The 14847-nt window shown below is 65.0% G+C and carries 16 protein-coding genes; 7 read left to right on the top strand and 9 right to left on the bottom strand.

The window, feature by feature from the left end; genetic code table 11:
• Positions 1-4: 4 nt before the first annotated feature.
• Complete coding sequence (locus tag ACSFA7_RS24310; protein WP_435501725.1) at positions 5-1042, bottom strand: bifunctional riboflavin kinase/FAD synthetase; 1038 nt, start codon at positions 1040-1042, stop codon at positions 5-7.
• A gap of 167 nt (positions 1043-1209) precedes the next feature.
• Here ACSFA7_RS24310 and ACSFA7_RS24305 point away from each other — a divergent pair, with 167 nt between their 5' ends.
• Entirely contained in the window at positions 1210-1770 is a 561-nt protein-coding gene (locus ACSFA7_RS24305) for an HNH endonuclease (protein ID WP_013539832.1), read from the top strand.
• 9 nt (positions 1771-1779) lie between these two features.
• On the opposite strand, the gene ACSFA7_RS24300 is transcribed toward ACSFA7_RS24305, so the two are convergent.
• From ACSFA7_RS24300 to ACSFA7_RS24285, 4 genes are all read right to left on the bottom strand, one after another.
• Positions 1780-2568 (bottom strand): enoyl-CoA hydratase, encoded by a 789-nt coding sequence (locus ACSFA7_RS24300; protein ID WP_435501724.1) that lies wholly within the window; start codon positions 2566-2568, stop codon positions 1780-1782.
• Between the two features lie 15 nt (positions 2569-2583).
• A complete protein-coding gene (locus ACSFA7_RS24295) occupies positions 2584-3936 on the bottom strand; it encodes an alpha/beta fold hydrolase (protein WP_435501723.1) in 1353 nt (450 codons plus the stop codon).
• Between the two features lie 82 nt (positions 3937-4018).
• A complete protein-coding gene (locus ACSFA7_RS24290) occupies positions 4019-5134 on the bottom strand; it encodes an acyl-CoA dehydrogenase family protein (RefSeq protein WP_435501722.1) in 1116 nt (371 codons plus the stop codon).
• Between the two features lie 12 nt (positions 5135-5146).
• Positions 5147-6328 (bottom strand): acyl-CoA dehydrogenase family protein, encoded by a 1182-nt coding sequence (locus ACSFA7_RS24285; protein ID WP_435501721.1) that lies wholly within the window; start codon positions 6326-6328, stop codon positions 5147-5149.
• Between the two features lie 129 nt (positions 6329-6457).
• On the opposite strand from ACSFA7_RS24285, the gene purN reads away from it, so the two are divergent.
• Together purN and ACSFA7_RS24275 are read left to right on the top strand one after the other, a co-directional pair.
• Positions 6458-7054, top strand: a complete 597-nt coding sequence (gene purN / locus ACSFA7_RS24280) for a phosphoribosylglycinamide formyltransferase (RefSeq protein WP_435501720.1) — start codon at positions 6458-6460, stop codon at positions 7052-7054.
• Between the two features lie 36 nt (positions 7055-7090).
• Positions 7091-7423: an I78 family peptidase inhibitor gene (locus tag ACSFA7_RS24275; protein ID WP_435501719.1), complete on the top strand. Its 333-nt coding sequence runs from the start codon at positions 7091-7093 to the stop codon at positions 7421-7423.
• A gap of 21 nt (positions 7424-7444) precedes the next feature.
• Here the strand turns inward: ACSFA7_RS24275 and ACSFA7_RS24270 are convergent, their stop codons facing one another.
• Positions 7445-7678 (bottom strand): DUF1653 domain-containing protein, encoded by a 234-nt coding sequence (locus ACSFA7_RS24270; protein WP_435501718.1) that lies wholly within the window; start codon positions 7676-7678, stop codon positions 7445-7447.
• A gap of 51 nt (positions 7679-7729) precedes the next feature.
• Here ACSFA7_RS24270 and ACSFA7_RS24265 point away from each other — a divergent pair, with 51 nt between their 5' ends.
• From ACSFA7_RS24265 to ACSFA7_RS24255, 3 genes are all read left to right on the top strand, one after another.
• Positions 7730-9583, top strand: coding sequence for a M48 family metalloprotease (locus ACSFA7_RS24265; protein ID WP_435501717.1), 1854 nt, complete (start codon positions 7730-7732; stop codon positions 9581-9583).
• 28 nt (positions 9584-9611) lie between these two features.
• Entirely contained in the window at positions 9612-10883 is a 1272-nt protein-coding gene (locus ACSFA7_RS24260; RefSeq protein ID WP_435501716.1) for an RsmB/NOP family class I SAM-dependent RNA methyltransferase, read from the top strand.
• A 132-nt stretch (positions 10884-11015) separates the two neighbouring features.
• A complete protein-coding gene (locus ACSFA7_RS24255) occupies positions 11016-12230 on the top strand; it encodes a DesA family fatty acid desaturase (protein ID WP_435501715.1) in 1215 nt (404 codons plus the stop codon).
• Positions 12231-12389: 159 nt separating this feature from the next.
• On the opposite strand, the gene rpmG is transcribed toward ACSFA7_RS24255, so the two are convergent.
• The 3 genes from rpmG to trxB form a co-directional block, all read right to left on the bottom strand.
• Positions 12390-12563, bottom strand: coding sequence for a 50S ribosomal protein L33 (rpmG, locus tag ACSFA7_RS24250; protein ID WP_007830291.1), 174 nt, complete (start codon positions 12561-12563; stop codon positions 12390-12392).
• An 11-nt stretch (positions 12564-12574) separates the two neighbouring features.
• On the bottom strand, positions 12575-12808 hold the full coding sequence (gene rpmB / locus ACSFA7_RS24245; RefSeq protein ID WP_007830293.1) for a 50S ribosomal protein L28: 234 nt from the start codon (positions 12806-12808) through the stop codon (positions 12575-12577).
• Between the two features lie 183 nt (positions 12809-12991).
• Positions 12992-13951 carry a thioredoxin-disulfide reductase gene (trxB, locus tag ACSFA7_RS24240; protein ID WP_435501714.1) on the bottom strand — a complete coding sequence of 320 codons (960 nt, stop codon included), beginning with the start codon at positions 13949-13951 and terminating at the stop codon, positions 12992-12994.
• 181 nt (positions 13952-14132) lie between these two features.
• On the opposite strand from trxB, the gene ACSFA7_RS24235 reads away from it, so the two are divergent.
• Complete coding sequence (locus ACSFA7_RS24235; RefSeq protein WP_042580841.1) at positions 14133-14807, top strand: Crp/Fnr family transcriptional regulator; 675 nt, start codon at positions 14133-14135, stop codon at positions 14805-14807.
• Positions 14808-14847: the final 40 nt, after the last annotated feature.

Genomic DNA, 14847 nt, shown 5'->3' with positions numbered 1-14847 from the left:
AGGGCTAAATTCGGTCGCGCGTGGTCTGGCGGTGGGTTTCGGCGTGGGTCGATGCAAAGAACGCGCGTGCGTCGCGCCCATCCTTGGCGATGCCCGCAGTGAGGGCCTCGAGGCTGGTGTAGCGCAATTCGTCGTGCAGTTTGTGCAGGAGTTCCACGCGGACGATTTTACCGTAGGCCCCTTCGGACCCCAGATGCGAGGGCCACTCCAGGCAATGGGTCTCCAGCAGCACCCGGCCGCCATTGACGTCATTGGCGTCCAGCGAGGGGCGCACGCCGAGGTTGGCCACGCCCGGCAGGGGCTTGTCGGCCAGGCCGTGCACCAGCACCGCGAAGATGCCGCTGGCGGCCGGTTTCCAGTGCTTGAAGCGCAGGTTGAGGGTGCGAAAGCCATCGTCCTGGCCCGGCGCCGAGGCGCCCAGCGCGCGGCCGAGCTTGCGGCCATGGACCACGTGGCCCGAAATTGTGTAGGGCCGCCCGAGCAGCGTCTGCGCATCGGCCATGCGGCCCTCGGCCAGCGCCTCGCGCACGGCCGAACTGGACACGCGCAGGCCATGCACTTCATAGCTGTTCATGCGCGCCACGTCGAAGCCGCGCGTGTCGCCGGCTGCATCGAGCATCGCGTAGTCGCCGGCCCGCTTGGCGCCGAAGCGGAAATCGTCGCCCACCAGCACATAGCGCGCGCCCAGGCCGTCGACCAGCACGTTCTGGATGAATTCCTCGGGCGATTGGGAGGCGAGCCGGCCGTCGAAGGGCAGCACGATGGTCTGCGCGACGCCGCAGGCGGCAAGCTCGCTCAATTTGTCGCGCAGGGTGCCGATGCGGGCCGGCGCCAAGTCGGGTTTCTTGGTCAGGGCAGCGAAATAGTCGCGCGGGTGCGGCTCGAAGGTCAGCACGCAACTCGGCAGCCCGCGCTGGCGGGCCTCGGTCTGCAACAGCGCGAGCATGGCCTGGTGCCCACGGTGCACACCGTCGAAATTGCCAATGGTGAGGGCGCAGGCGGGGGCTACGCCCGGGTGCCGGAAGCCGCGAAAAACCTGCATCGGTGAGTATCTTTTTGATAGCGCCTTTCGCCCGTCAAATGGGCGAATCAGGCCGTTTTGTCACAAAGCCGGTATATTGTGACGCAGTGCGTCGCTTGGCGTGGGTCTCTGATGCGCTCCGTGTCCCTGGTCTTTCCGTGTTCTCTCCCTTTCTTGAGGAGGCGTGTGTGAAGGTCTTGAAGCTGTCGGCCCAAGGGCTGCCCCAGTCATGGATATCGCTCGAACAGGCGGTGATCCACTACGCGGCGGACGAAGTTCGCTGGGAAGTGGGGGCGCAGGTCGCGGTGTTTCGCGGCGGGCACAACGCCGTCACGGGCGAGCAGTCGCAGATTGCGATCAACAGCATCATCGGCACCAAGGGCGTGCCGCGCATCAATCCCTTCACCCAGCGTCCGGGGCTCACCAACAGCAAACTGTTCTCGCGGGACCGCAATGTCTGCGCCTACTGCGGCGGGCATTTCCACGAAGACGAGCTCACGCGCGAGCACATCATTCCGTTCGCCCAGAAGGGCATCGACACCTGGATGAACGTGGTCACGGCCTGCAAGCCCTGCAACCACCGTAAGAGCAGCCGCACGCCCGAGCAGGCGAACATGCCGCTGCTGTATGCGCCCTACGTGCCCAGCCTCTGGGAAGATTTCATTCTGCGAAATCGCCGCATCCTGGCGGACCAGATGGAATTCCTGATGGCGCACCTGCCGCAAAGCTCGCGGCTGCACGACACCTGATTAGCTTCTTCAGCGCTTCCAGCCAGGCGGGCGCTTCTCGATGAAGGCCTGAACGCCTTCGAGCGCGCTCTCGTCCATCATGTTGCAGGCCATGGTCTGGCTGGCGTCTTCCAGCGCGGCTTCGATGCCTGTTTCCAACTGCCGATAGAACAGGGCCTTGCCCAGCGCCAGCGCCTTGCGGGGCTTGGCGACGATGCTGGCGACCAGCGCTTCGACCGCGGCATCGAGTTCGGCCGGTGCCGCCACCCGGTTGACCAGCCCCTTCTCCCGCGCTTCCTGTGCGCTGATGAATTCACCGGTCACCAGCATCTCGAAGGCTTCCTTGCGCCCGAGGTTGCGCGACAGCGTGACGCTCGGCGTCGCGCAGAACAGCCCCACGTTCACGCCGCTGACGGCAAAGCGCGCTTCGCTCGACGCCACGGCCAGGTCGCACACGGCGACCAGCTGGCAGCCTGCGGCCGTCGCAATGCCGTGCACGCGCGCGATCACCGGCACGGACAGCCGCTGGATCGACAGCATCATCGCGCCGCAGCGCTCGAAGAGCTGCTGGTAGTAGCCGAGCGACGGCTCCGCGCGCATCTCCTTCAGATCATGGCCCGCGCAGAAGGCCTTGCCCTCGGCCGCGATGACGACGGCGCGCACGGTCTCGTCGGCTGCGATGTCGCCCAGTGCCGTTTCCAGCGCGCCGAGCATGCCTTCCGAGAGGGCGTTGAAGGAGGCCGGCCGGTTCAGCGTCAGCGTGACCACGCCGCGCGCATCGCGTGTGTTCAGCACGAAGGGGGAACTGATGTCGCTCATGTCCGTTGTCCTCGCTCAGTAAGTCAGTTCGAGCACCGTCACATGCTCCTTCACCGCCGGCCATGTCAGGCCGGTGATGCGCTCGCCGTTGAATTCACCGGTGACCGCACGCTGCTGTTCGCTCGCGGCAACCCTCAACCTGGAGCTCGACACCCCCGAGCCCTTGGGCGGCACGCCGGCCGGCAGGCTTTGCCCATCGAAGCGCATGGTGTCGCGCTCCGCATCGAAGTAGCCGCGCGGCCGCGTGAAGACCACGACCACGTTGGCGCTGCCATCACCGGGCGTGATGCGCTCGGGGCGCAGGTTCACGACGCCGCTGCTGCGCGGGAAAGGGCTGCGGTAGATGTGCGTGGTGCCGTAGCCGGGCGCGCTCAGGACGAACTCGTAAGCCGTGCCGCCGCGCGCGCTGAACGGGCCCCAGCGGCCGTCGGCGCCGATGTTCTTGCTGTGCACCGCGTCGCCCTGCCGCACGCCGGTGGCTGGGTCGACCGGGTAGATGCGCAGCTGTCCGCCGTTCAGCGAGAGGTTTTCCGCGCCGATCGCCCGGCCATCGAGCACGACGTTCGTCTCGGCCGCCACCGCCGTGCTGCGCGGAGCCTGGCCGGTCAGGAACTGCCATGTCGCCGCAAATGCGGCGGGCGAGAACGAAGTCTCGCGGTGATCCGCGCGCGGCAGCACGACATTCGTCGCGCCCTTGAGCGCCGGCCCGTCGAAGCCGATGTTGGTTGGCTTGCCGGGGGCGCCGATCCACACGCCATCGGGCTGCGCGTACTTGTCGTTATTGTCCGAGCGCAAGGTGAGCCACTTCACGCCGGGCGTGACCTCGTCGCCATTCGTGCCCTTGGGCGCATTGAGTTGCGTCATGAAGCCCGAAAGGCCCGAGAACTCGTTGTTCTCGCGGAAGCCCTTCACTGCCCAGATGCCATGCGCCGGGTTGCCGCCCAGCACCACATGGCTCACTACGGCCGCGCCGCCGCCGTTCTGCACATAGTTGCGGATCGTGTTGCCACCGCGCGAGTTGCCGATCAGCACCACCTTGCTCGCGCCCGTGGCCTTGAGCACCTTGTCGACCTCGGCCTTCAGGAAGATGGCTGAATCGGTGGTCGAGCTGCGGCCGGGCTGGGCGACCGCGTCGTCGTCGCGGGCGACAGGGTTCGGCTGATCGACCGCAAAGAGCCGGTCGCGCGGCCAGCCGTTCGATTCGAAGCGCCAGATCGTGGTTTGCCACAGCGCTGCCGAATCGCCGTTGCCGTGCATGAAGACGATCGGCGGACGCTCGGTGTACGAGGGCGTGGGCGCTGTAGCGCAGGCGGTCAGCATGGCGGTCGAGACGAGCCCGAGGGCGAGGATGGTGCGGCGGGATGGCATGTTTCTGTCCTGGCTGGGTTCCAAGTGAAAACGCCCGCCGGCGCAAGGCGGGCGGGCGTTGGATGCTATGGGAAAACTGCTGTCAGGCGAAGACGCCCGCTGTGTCCTGCATGCGCGCGGACACTTCGCCCAGATGGTGCAGCGTGTCGCCGAAGGTCATCTCGAGCTGCGTGAGCTTGCGGAAGTAGTGGCTGCCGATGTATTCGTCGGTCACCCCGATGCCGCCATGCAGCTGCACCGAGTTGGCGGCCACGTAGCGCATCGACGTGCCCAGCTGGTACTTGGCGCGCGCCAGCGCCTGGCGCCGTTCCTCGGGCGGGGCGTTGAGCTTGAGCGTTGCGTAGTAGCTCATCGAGCGTGCGAGTTCCAGCTGCATCTTCATGTCGGCGACGCGGTGGCGCAGCGCCTGGAAGGTGGAGATGGTCACGCCGAACTGCTTGCGCTGGTTCATGTACTCGACGGTGAGGGCGACGGTCTTGTCCATCACGCCGACCGCTTCGGCGCAGGTGGCGGCAATGCCGACATCGACCGCGTATTCCAGTGCGGCCAGACCGTCCGTCGTGATCAGCGTGGCGTCGGCCTTGTCGAACACGACCTCGGCCGCGCGACCGCCGTCCTGCGTGCCGTAGCCGCGGGCCTCGACGCCGCTCGCGCTGCGCTCGACCAGGAAGAGGGCGATCTTGCCGTCCACCTTGGCCGGGACGATGTACGCGTCGGCTTCGTCGCCGACCGCCACCACGCTCTTGGCGCCGTTCAGCGACCAGCCGTCGCCGGCCTTGACGGCGTGGGCGTCGCACACGTCGAGGCGGTAGCGCGCCTTGCGCTCCTGGTAGGCCAGCACCACGATGGCCTGGCCGCCGGCGATGCGCGGCAGCCAGTTGTCCTTGGTGCCTGCGTCGGCATAGCCGCTGAGCACGGCGCCGGCGATCAGCGTCTGCGCGAAGGGTTCCAGCACGATGCCACGACCCAGCTCTTCCATCACGACCATGCCGGCCACCGGGCCCATGCCCAGGCCGCCGTCGTCTTCGGCGATGTAGAGGCCGCCCAGGCCCAGCTCGGCCAGTTCATCCCACGCCTCGCGCGAGAAGCCGCCCTTGGCCTCGATGCCGCGGCGGCGCTCGAAGTCATAGCCCTTGTCGACCCATTTGCGAACGGCGTCGCGCAGTTGTTCCTGGTCGTCGGTGAAATTGAAATCCATGTTCTTGTCTCCTCAGCCCAGAACCGTCTGCGCGACGATGTTGCGTTGCACTTCGTTCGAGCCGCCGTAGATGGTGGTCTTGCGCATGTTGAAGAAGGTCGACGACAGCGGCGCGATGGCCGGGTTGCCGCCCGGGAAGTTGCCCTGCCAGCCGGCTTCCATCGCCTCGCGGATCAGCGGCAGCGAATAGGGACCGCCGGCCAGCATCATCAGTTCGCTGTAGCGCTGCTGGATCTCGCTGCCGCGGATCTTGAGCAGGCCCGCGACGTCGAGCGAGTTCTTGCCCGAGGTAGCGGCCGAGAGCACGCGCAGCACCATCATCTCGAGTGCGACGATGCCGACCTCGAGCTTGGCGATCTCGTCGCGGAAACGCTGGTCTTCATAGACGCCTTCGCTCTTGGCGATGCGCTTCAGGCGCTCGAGCTCGCGCTTCGCGCGGTTCACGTCGGCGATGTTGGTGCGCTCGTGCGAGAGCAGGTGCTTGGCGTAGGTCCAGCCCTTGTTCTCTTCGCCGATCAGGTTTTCGGCAGGCACCTCGACGTTGTCGAAGAACACTTCGTTGACTTCATGGCCGCCGTCCAGCAGCTTGATCGGGCGCACGGTGACGCCGGGCGATTTCATGTCGAGCAGCAGGAAGCTGATGCCGGTTTGCGGCTTGCCTTCGCTGCTGGTGCGCACGAGGTTGAACATCCAGTCGCCGTACTGGCCGAGCGTGGTCCAGGTCTTCTGGCCATTGACGATGTATTTGTCGCCCTTGCGCTCGGCCTTGGTCTTGACGGAGGCGAGGTCGGAACCCGAACCGGGTTCGCTGTAGCCCTGGCTCCACCAGACTTCGCCGCTGGCGATGCCGGGGAGAAAGCGCTTTTGCTGCTCGGCGTTGCCGAAGGCCATGATCACCGGGGCGACCATCACAGGGCCAAAGGGAACGATGCGGGGCGCGCCGGCGAGGGCGATCTCTTCCTCGAAGAGGTGGCGCTGTACGGCGGTCCAGCCAGGGCCGCCGAATTCGGTGGGCCATCCGTAGCCCAGCCAGCCCTTCTTGCCGAGGATCTTTGCCCAGTTCTGCAGATCGTCGCGCGTGAGTTCGAGCGCGTTGTGCACCTTGTGCGAAATCTCTTTGGGGAGGTTGTCCTTGACCCATGCGCGAATCTCTTCGCGGAACTTCTGTTCTTCGGGCGTGAAGCTCAAATCCATGCGTGCCTCGCTGTGTTGATCGGTCACCGCCGACGCGGTGTGTCTCCGGAGCTTCGAGTTTTAGCACGGTCGTGCTGTGATCTGGTGTCCGCGTTGCGACAAGCCACGCACGGATAATCCCGCCCTCCCATGAAGAACATCGTGATCCTGATTTCCGGCGGCGGCTCCAACATGGCCGCCATCGTGCGTGCGGCCGAACGCGATTGCTGGGCCGAGCGGTTCGGCGCGCGCATTGCGGCTGTCGTGAGCAACAAGGCCGAAGCCGGCGGGCTTGCGTTCGCCAAGACGCATGGCATTGCCACCGAGGTTGTCCCGCACAAGGAATTTCCGACCCGGGAGGCTTTCGACGAGGCGCTGGCGAAGGTCGTCGACGCGCATTCGCCGACGCTGGTGGTGCTGGCGGGGTTCATGCGCATCCTGACGCCGGGCTTCGTGGGGCGCTATGCGGGACGGCTGGTGAACATCCATCCTTCGCTGCTGCCGGCCTTTCCGGGGCTCCATACCCATCAGCGCGCCATCGACGCGGGCTGCAAGGTGGCCGGCGTGACCGTGCACCAGGTCACCACCGAACTCGACCATGGGCCGATCCTCGCGCAGGCCGTGGTGCCCGTGCTGCCCGACGACACCGCGGCCACCTTGGCGGGGAGGGTGCTGGCGCAGGAGCATCAGTTGTATCCACGCGCCATTGCTGGATGGCTGTCGGATACATCGAGTCACATTCGTTAATTTTGTTTATATTGGCAGGTTTTCGGGGAGTTCGAAGTGAGGAATCCATACCAAAACCTGCTGGCGACTGTTGCTGGAGCCGCTCTCCTGGCGGGCTGTGCAGCGTCGACACCGGCGCCGACACCTGCCCCCGCCCCGGCGCCTGCTGCGCGGACGGAGCCGGTCTACCAATGCAACGCCGATGGCGCCAAGTTCGCCGTCGGCCAGCCTCTGACACCGCAGCTCGAGGCCGCAGCCCGGGCCCGGTCCGGCGCAGGGGTCGTCCGCGCGCTGAAGCCGGGCGAGGCCGTCACGATGGAATTCAACGGCGGTCGGCTCAACCTCCACGTCGATGCGCGCAACCGCGTGACCGCTGTCGGCTGCGGTTGACCCGTGCCTGCGCCAGCCCGGCTAGATCGGCGTGAACCTGCGCCGCATCACGCCGTCGATTTCGATCATTTCGCCGAACATCCCGGCGGGGCGGACCCAGAGGCCGTGGGCCCCGTAAAGAGCGCGATACAGCGTCATGGGCTCCAGGGTCTCGCTGTGGCGCACGGTGCCCAGGACTTCGTATTCGCCGCCCTTGTAGTGGCGGTAGCGGCCTGGAGGCGTTTCGATCAGGGGTGGCAGGTCGTTGTCTTTCAACGGGGGCTTCTTTCTTCAAAAACGGTCGGTGCTTGATTTGACGGGAGTCGAATGGATCGCGCGGATTTTGTTCACCTGGTTCGACTGAGCGAGCATGCCAGTGCCGACAACAGCGCGCGCTACCGGCGCAGCGTCGCGGCGTTCGCCGCACTCGGCTACCTCTGGGTGCTGGGCTGCCTCGGGCTCTCGGTGGGCATCATCGCCTGGGTGGTTTCGTCGCTCGGGCGCGAACGCTTCAGCGTGTCGCACGGCTGGCTGCTGGTCTTTTCCCTGGGGCTGCTCTGGGCCACGGTGCGCGCACTCTGGGTGCGCTTCGATGAACCTGAAGGCAAGGAGCTCTCGCGCGACGATGCGCCGGCGCTCTTCGAGGCACTGGACCGCATCCGCGGCAAGATCAAGGGACCGCCGGTCCATCGCGTCTTCCTCGACGACGATTTCAACGCCAGTATCCGGCAGGTGCCGCGCTTCGGCCTCTTCGGCGGCGCGGTCAACTCCCTGAGCATCGGGCTGCCGCTCCTGATGATGCTCAATCGGCAGCGGCTGCTGTCGGTGCTGGCGCACGAGTACGGCCACCTGCGCGGCAACCACGGCAAGCTGAGCGCCTGGATCTACCGTACGCGGCTCTCGTGGCTCAAGCTGGACGCGAGCCTGCAACAAGACGAAGGCGTGATGGCGCTGGTGTCGCAGGCCTTTTTCCGCTGGTATTTCCCACGCTTCGCGGCCAAGACCTTCGCGCTGGCCCGACAGGACGAATACGAGGCCGACCGCATCTCAGGCCGGCTGCTGGGCACTGCGGTGGCCGCGGCCGCGCTGACCGAGATCGCAATCAAGGGCAACTGGTACGCCAACGAGTTCTGGCCGTCGCACTGGGCCCGCGCCGAACTGGAGCCGCAAGCCCCGGGGCCCTTCGCGGCCCTGCGGAAACTCGCTCACGCGCCGCCGAGCGACGATTTCGCCCGCCAGGCGCTGCGCGAGGCGATGCGCCGCGTCAGCGACCTGGACGACACCCACCCGGTGCTGCGCGACCGGCTGGAAGCGCTGGGGCAGAAGGCGGTTTTGCCGCCCTGGTCGGAGCGGCCGGCGCTCGATCTGCTGGCCGACAGTGCGAAGTGGATCGGCCATTTCGACAACCTGTGGCGTCGCGCCCACGCCAGCGACTGGAAGCAACACCATGCGCACCGTGCGCGCATCCGCGAGCGCATCGCGGTGCTGGCCGCGCGCGGCGAACGCAACACGCCCGACGAGATGGTCGAGTGGGCCGATTCCGAGCGCCGGCTCGATCCGGCGGCGCTGGTGCGCGTTCGTTACGAGAGCGCACTGCGCATTGCGCCGGAGCACCCGGGGGCACTGCGCGGGCTGGTCCAGATGCTGCCCGTGAGCGATCGCGCGGGCCGTCTCGCGGTGCTCGAGCGGCTGCACCAGTCGGGCGCCGCCAGCCGCTGGTGGGCCGCCAAGAGCGCCGTCGCGTCGTTGGAAGATCCTGACGCCGGGCTCCACGACGAGGAAGCGCTGAAGCTGTGGCGCGGCCGGCTCAAGGAGGCAGAAGAGGCCGAGGCGCGCGCCTGGGAGGAAATCACCGAGACGCCCTTCTTCAGCCAGATCGGGCGGCACGACCTGAACGACCACGAACTGGGCGAGTTGAAGGCGGATCTCGTTCGCTGCCTTCCCGTGTCGCGCGCCTGGCTGGTGCGCAAGAACCTGCGCGAATTCCCTTGGCGCCGTGCGTACATCGTGTTCGTCGAACTGCCGGGGCTCGATGACGGCGACCGCTGGCAGCTGTGCCGCCAGTTGGAGCAGACGCTGACCCTGCCGGGTGCGGCGCTGGTGCTCTGGGCCGGCGATTCGCCCACGCTGGCGGACATCGAGCAGCACGCTTTCGGGGTGGCCTGGACGCGCGAGGCCTAGCACGGCGACCGCCTGAGACAATCGGGGGATGCACCCCAAAGCCCTGTTGGAGGCCACCGCCGATCTGGTGGGCCTTGTCCTGAAATTCGATCACCCGGCCGACCAGGTCGTTTCCCGCTTCTTTCGCGACCACCGCGAGTTCGGTCCGCGCGAGCGCGCCACGCTGGCCGAGACCGTCTACACCGTGCTTCGCAAGAAGCTCCTGTTCGATCACCTCTCGCCCTCGGGCAGTGGCTCGAAGGAGCGCCGCATGGCGATCCTGGGCTTTCACGGTCCGCGCGACTTTCTCAAGAGCGCACTCAACGACACCGAGAAGCGCTGGCTCGACAACTGCGATGCCGTCAAGCCGGAAGACCTGCTGGAGCGCCATCGCCACAATCTGCCGGAATGGCTGGTGACGCCGCTCAAGGCGCAACTTGGCGACGGCTTCTGGCCGCTGGTCGAAAGCCTGCAGCAGCCGGCGCCGCTCGATCTGCGCGTCAATGCACTGACCGACAAGCGGGCAGAAGTGAAGGCTGAGCTTGCGAAGGCTGCTATCAAATCTGAAGCAACGCCGTTCTCACCGTGGGGCTTGCGCATCGAAGGCAAGCCGGCGCTAACCAAGCTGGATGCGTTCGCTCGCGGTGCCGTCGAGGTGCAGGACGAAGGCTCCCAGCTCCTAGCGCTGCTGCTGGATGCCAAGCGCGGCGAGATGGTGGTCGATTTCTGCGCCGGCGCGGGTGGCAAGACCCTGGCCATCGGCGCCACGATGCGAAATACCGGCCGGCTCTACGCCTTCGATACGTCGGCGCACCGGCTCGACGCGCTCAAGCCACGGCTGGCGCGCAGCAAGCTCTCGAACGTTCACCCGGCCGCCATCGCCCATGAGCGGGACGACCGGATCAAGCGCTTGGCGGGCAAGATCGACCGCGTTCTGGTCGACGCGCCCTGCTCGGGGCTTGGGACGCTGCGGCGTAATCCCGACCTGAAATGGCGCCAGTCGCCCAAATCGGTGGAGGAACTGACGGTCAAGCAGACGGCCATCCTGCAAAGTGCGGCTCGGCTTGTGAAGTCGGGCGGCCGGCTGGTTTACGCCACCTGCAGCGTACTGCCGGAGGAAAACGAGGCCATCGCCGAGGCTTTCGGCGCCGCCAACCCCGATTTCGAGCCCGTGGACGCCGCGGAACTGCTGCAGGGGCTCAAAGTGGAGGGTTTCGAGGCACTTTGCGCTGGCGGCGCAGATAGCAGGCGCTATCTACGCCTATGGCCGCACCGCCATTCGACCGACGGTTTCTTCGCGGCCGTGTGGAACCGCAAATAGGGGCGGGACTCCAAACTAGGGTTAATCAGCGCTTTTCCTGAAGGGTAAACGGCCTCGTTTTGACGCTGTCGCCTTAAAATTGCTGGTTAGCTTAAGGCTGCACCTTCGTGTGGCTATGGAGTACCTGACTCAATGTTGCTTCCTGACTCTGCCGTTCTCAATGCGGCCATCCAATGGCTCGGACACGGCTTGTGGGACCTCACATGGTGGCAAGTCGTGCTGTACACGCTCGTCACCACGCACATCACGATTGCTGCGGTCACGATTTTCCTGCACCGCACGCAAACGCACCGGGCCATGGATCTGGGCCCGATTCCCTCGCATTTCTTCCGCTTCTGGCTGTGGCTCGGCACCGGCATGGTGACCAAGGAATGGGTTGCCATTCACCGCAAGCACCACGCCAAATGCGAAACGCAGGAAGACCCGCACAGCCCGCAGGTCAAGGGCATCGACGAGGTGTTCTGGCGCGGCGCAGAGCTGTACCGCAAGGAGTCGAAGAACAAGGACACGATCGATCGCTACGGCCACGGCACGCCCGATGACTGGATCGAGCGCAACCTGTATTCGCGCTATAGCTGGCAAGGCGTGGGCCTGATGCTGGTGATCAACCTGGCGCTGTTCGGTACGCTCGGCATGGCCGTGTGGGCCGTCCAGATGCTCTGGATTCCGATCACTGCCGCCGGCATCATCAACGGCATCGGCCACTACTGGGGCTACCGCAACTTCGAGGCACCCGATGCCAGCCGCAACATCATGCCCTGGGGCCTGATCATCGGCGGCGAAGAACTGCACAACAACCACCACACCTACCCGACATCGGCCAAGTTCTCGGTCAAGAAGTACGAGTTCGACATCGGCTGGATCTACATCCAGGCGATGCAGGCCATCGGCTGGGCCAAGGTCAAGAAGGTGCCGCCGAAGATGCAGATGGGCGACATCCAGCCTGTGGCCAACGAGAAGACGCTCGAGGCCGTCATCGCCAATCGCTACGAAGTCATGGCCGGCTACGCCCGCGAAATGCGCCGCGCAACCAGCGAAGAGTTGGCCCTGCTGAAGACCAAGGGCGCCGACCTGTCGGTGCTCAAGGCCGCCAAGCGCTGGCTGCACCGCGACGACGACAAGGTGCCCGCATCCGCCCGCCCGCACATCGTGCAGGCACGTGCAGCCCACCCGGTGCTCGACAAGATGGTGACGATGCGTGAAGAGTTGCGTCAGCTTTGGATGAACACCTCGCAGTCGCGCGAGCAACTGGCGGCCGATCTGGCGGCCTGGTGCCACCGTGCTGAAGCCAGCGGCATTGCGGGTTTGCGCGAGTTCTCGACGCGCCTGCGCGCTGCACGCACCTGAGAGGCTTGGCCTTTCAATAAAAAAGCCGACCTGGGGTCGGCTTTTTTGTATCCGCCGTATTTGTGCATTGGTATTGCCGGAAGGGGCAACACAAATCGACAGGCAACAAAAAACCCGCTGGGTGAGCAGCGGGTTTTTCGTTTGGAAGATCAGGCTGAATTACTTCAGCTTGATTTCCTTGTATTCGACGTGCTTGCGCGCCTTCGGGTCGAACTTCATGATCGACATCTTTTCAGGCATCGTCTTCTTGTTCTTGCTGGTCGTGTAGAAGTGGCCGGTACCCGCGGTGGATTCCAGCTTGATCTTTTCGCGTCCGCCTTTGCTCGTTGCCATGATTCAGCTCCTTAAGCTTGGCCGCGTGCGCGCAGGTCTGCGAGCACGGCGTCGATACCGTTCTTGTCGATCAGGCGCAGTGCAGCGCTCGAAACGCGCAGGCGAACCCAGCGGTTTTCAGTCTCGACCCAGAAACGGCGGTATTGCAGGTTCGGCAGGAACCGGCGCTTGGTTTTGTTGTTGGCGTGGGAAACGTTGTTTCCGACCATCGGGCCTTTGCCCGTTACGTCGCATACGCGTGCCATGTGGACACTCTTTCTTGAACAGCTGGCACCGGCGCAATCGTGGTGATTGCAGGTGTTTTGCAGCTTGACCTCGCCAGAAAACGGGTGGCGGTACCCCGGCTTTGCCTGAACATCAGAAACGCTCGTGAGAGGGCCCTGTTTCGGCAAAGCCTCGGATTATAGCCCTTTCGGGCCGCAGCCGGATTAGAGCGTGCCGTCCTGCTCCAGGAAGCGCTGTGCGTCCAGGGCAGCCATGCAGCCCGTGCCGGCGCTCGTGATGGCCTGGCGGTACACGTTGTCCTGCACATCGCCGGCGGCGAAGACGCCCGGAATGCTGGTCATCGTGGCGAAGCCCTGCAGACCCGAGCGCGTCAGGATGTAGTTGTCCTTCATTTCCAGCTGGCCCTGGAAGATGTCGGTGTTGGGGTGGTGTCCGATGGCGATGAAGCAACCCTTGAGATCGATCTGCTCGGTCTCTCCGGTCTGCGTGTTCTTGATGCGGATGCCGGTCACGCCCGTGCCGTCTCCCAGCACCTCGTCGAGTTCGTTGTGCAGCTTCAGCACGATCTTGCCTTCGGCAACCTTCTCCTTGACCTTGTCGATCAGGATCGGCTCGGCGCGGAACTTGTCGCGGCGATGCACCAGCGTGACCTTGTTCGCGATGTTGGCGAGGTACAGCGCTTCCTCGACGGCCGTGTTGCCGCCGCCGATCACGCAGACTTCCTGCTCACGATAGAAGAAGCCGTCGCAGGTCGCGCAGGCGGAGACGCCGCGGCCCATGAACTTCTGTTCCGAATCCAGGCCCAGGTACTTGGCAGATGCCCCCGTCGCGATGATCAGCGAATCGCAGGTATAGGTGCCGCTGTCGCCGGTCAGTATGAACGGGCGCTTGCTCAGGTCGACCTTGTTGATATGGTCGAAAACGATCTGCGTCTTGAAGCGCTCGGCGTGTTCGAGAAAACGCTGCATGAGTTCCGGCCCCTGCACGCCATGCACATCGGCGGGCCAGTTGTCGACCTCGGTGGTGGTCATCAACTGGCCGCCCTGGGCGATGCCCGTGATGAGCAAAGGCTGCAGGTTTGCGCGGGCCGCGTAGACGGCCGCGGTATAGCCGGCGGGGCCGGAGCCGAGAATCAAAACCTTGGCGTGTTGGGGAGCAGACATGAATAGAAAACCTAGGATATACGCTGCGTCAGCGTGTACATTTTCAGGGTGGTAGCGATATATATGGAGTATCACCGCCCGGTTCAACACCGGGTGCACGGTGTTTTCAATGCGCGCGATTGTAGTAATCCATTGGCTTGCCTTCTGGACCAACTCCGTGCGCTGTCTCAGGGATTGATAAATGTCGATGCTGTCCAACCTTGAATTGCTTCGGCGCGTTCCTTTGTTCGCGTCGTTGACGGCCACGCAGTCCGCAAGCATCGCGGATGCGATCATCAAGAAGCGCTTCAAGCGCGCCGAAGTTGTCGTGGAGCAGGGCAAGAAGTCCGATGCGCTCTACATCATCCTGACCGGGAGAGCCCGGGTGACCAGTGCCGACAGCCGAGGCCGCGAGGTCATCCTGGCCACACTGCACCCCGGCGACTACCTCGGCGAAATGAGCCTGATCGACGACGAGCCGCATTCGGCCACGGTGCGCACCGAGATCCAGTGCGACGTCCTCATGCTCGGCCGCGATGCGTTTGCGCGCTGCCTGCCCGAGAACTCCTCGATGGCCTACAACATCATGCGCGGCCTGGTGCAGCGCCTGCGCCATGCCGACCGGAAGATCGAGTCCCTGGCGCTGATGGACGTCTACGGTCGCGTGGCCCGCTCGCTGCTCGAATTCGCCGTCGACGACGGCGCTGGCAACCTCAAGGTGCGCGACAAGATCTCCCGCCAGGACCTGGCCAAGATGGTCGGTGCCTCGCGCGAAATGGTGAGCCGCGTAATGAAGGATCTGGAAGAGCGCGGTTTCGTTCAGACCCTGGACGATGGCTCGATGATCGTCAAGGAACGGCTCCTGACGCTCACCTGAGCGTTCGGGCCGGTCGCTTCTGGTGGCGCCGGCCTTTTGT

It is taken from the genome of Variovorax trehalosi, from assembly GCF_051216415.1.
Classification (GTDB): domain Bacteria; phylum Pseudomonadota; class Gammaproteobacteria; order Burkholderiales; family Burkholderiaceae_C; genus Variovorax.
Note: the sequence above shows the minus strand (reverse complement) of the source record. Positions and strands in the feature narration are given on the sequence as shown.

Excerpts from the sequence above, each read along its gene's own strand:
- ACSFA7_RS24310 (WP_435501725.1), bottom strand. The coding sequence starts at position 1,042 with ATGCAGGTTTTTCGCGGCTTCCGGCACCCGGGCGTAGCCCCCGCCTGC.
- ACSFA7_RS24290 (WP_435501722.1), bottom strand. The coding sequence starts at position 5,134 with ATGGATTTCAATTTCACCGACGACCAGGAACAACTGCGCGACGCCGTT.
- ACSFA7_RS24235 (WP_042580841.1), top strand. The coding sequence starts at position 14,133 with ATGTCGATGCTGTCCAACCTTGAATTGCTTCGGCGCGTTCCTTTGTTC.
- ACSFA7_RS24295 (WP_435501723.1), bottom strand. The coding sequence starts at position 3,936 with ATGCCATCCCGCCGCACCATCCTCGCCCTCGGGCTCGTCTCGACCGCC.
- ACSFA7_RS24260 (WP_435501716.1), top strand. The coding sequence starts at position 9,612 with ATGCACCCCAAAGCCCTGTTGGAGGCCACCGCCGATCTGGTGGGCCTT.
- trxB (WP_435501714.1), bottom strand. The coding sequence starts at position 13,951 with ATGTCTGCTCCCCAACACGCCAAGGTTTTGATTCTCGGCTCCGGCCCC.
- ACSFA7_RS24265 (WP_435501717.1), top strand. The coding sequence starts at position 7,730 with ATGGATCGCGCGGATTTTGTTCACCTGGTTCGACTGAGCGAGCATGCC.
- ACSFA7_RS24255 (WP_435501715.1), top strand. The coding sequence starts at position 11,016 with ATGTTGCTTCCTGACTCTGCCGTTCTCAATGCGGCCATCCAATGGCTC.
- rpmB (WP_007830293.1), bottom strand. The coding sequence starts at position 12,808 with ATGGCACGCGTATGCGACGTAACGGGCAAAGGCCCGATGGTCGGAAAC.
- purN (WP_435501720.1), top strand. The coding sequence starts at position 6,458 with ATGAAGAACATCGTGATCCTGATTTCCGGCGGCGGCTCCAACATGGCC.
- ACSFA7_RS24285 (WP_435501721.1), bottom strand. The coding sequence starts at position 6,328 with ATGGATTTGAGCTTCACGCCCGAAGAACAGAAGTTCCGCGAAGAGATT.
- rpmG (WP_007830291.1), bottom strand. The coding sequence starts at position 12,563 with ATGGCAACGAGCAAAGGCGGACGCGAAAAGATCAAGCTGGAATCCACC.
- ACSFA7_RS24300 (WP_435501724.1), bottom strand. The coding sequence starts at position 2,568 with ATGAGCGACATCAGTTCCCCCTTCGTGCTGAACACACGCGATGCGCGC.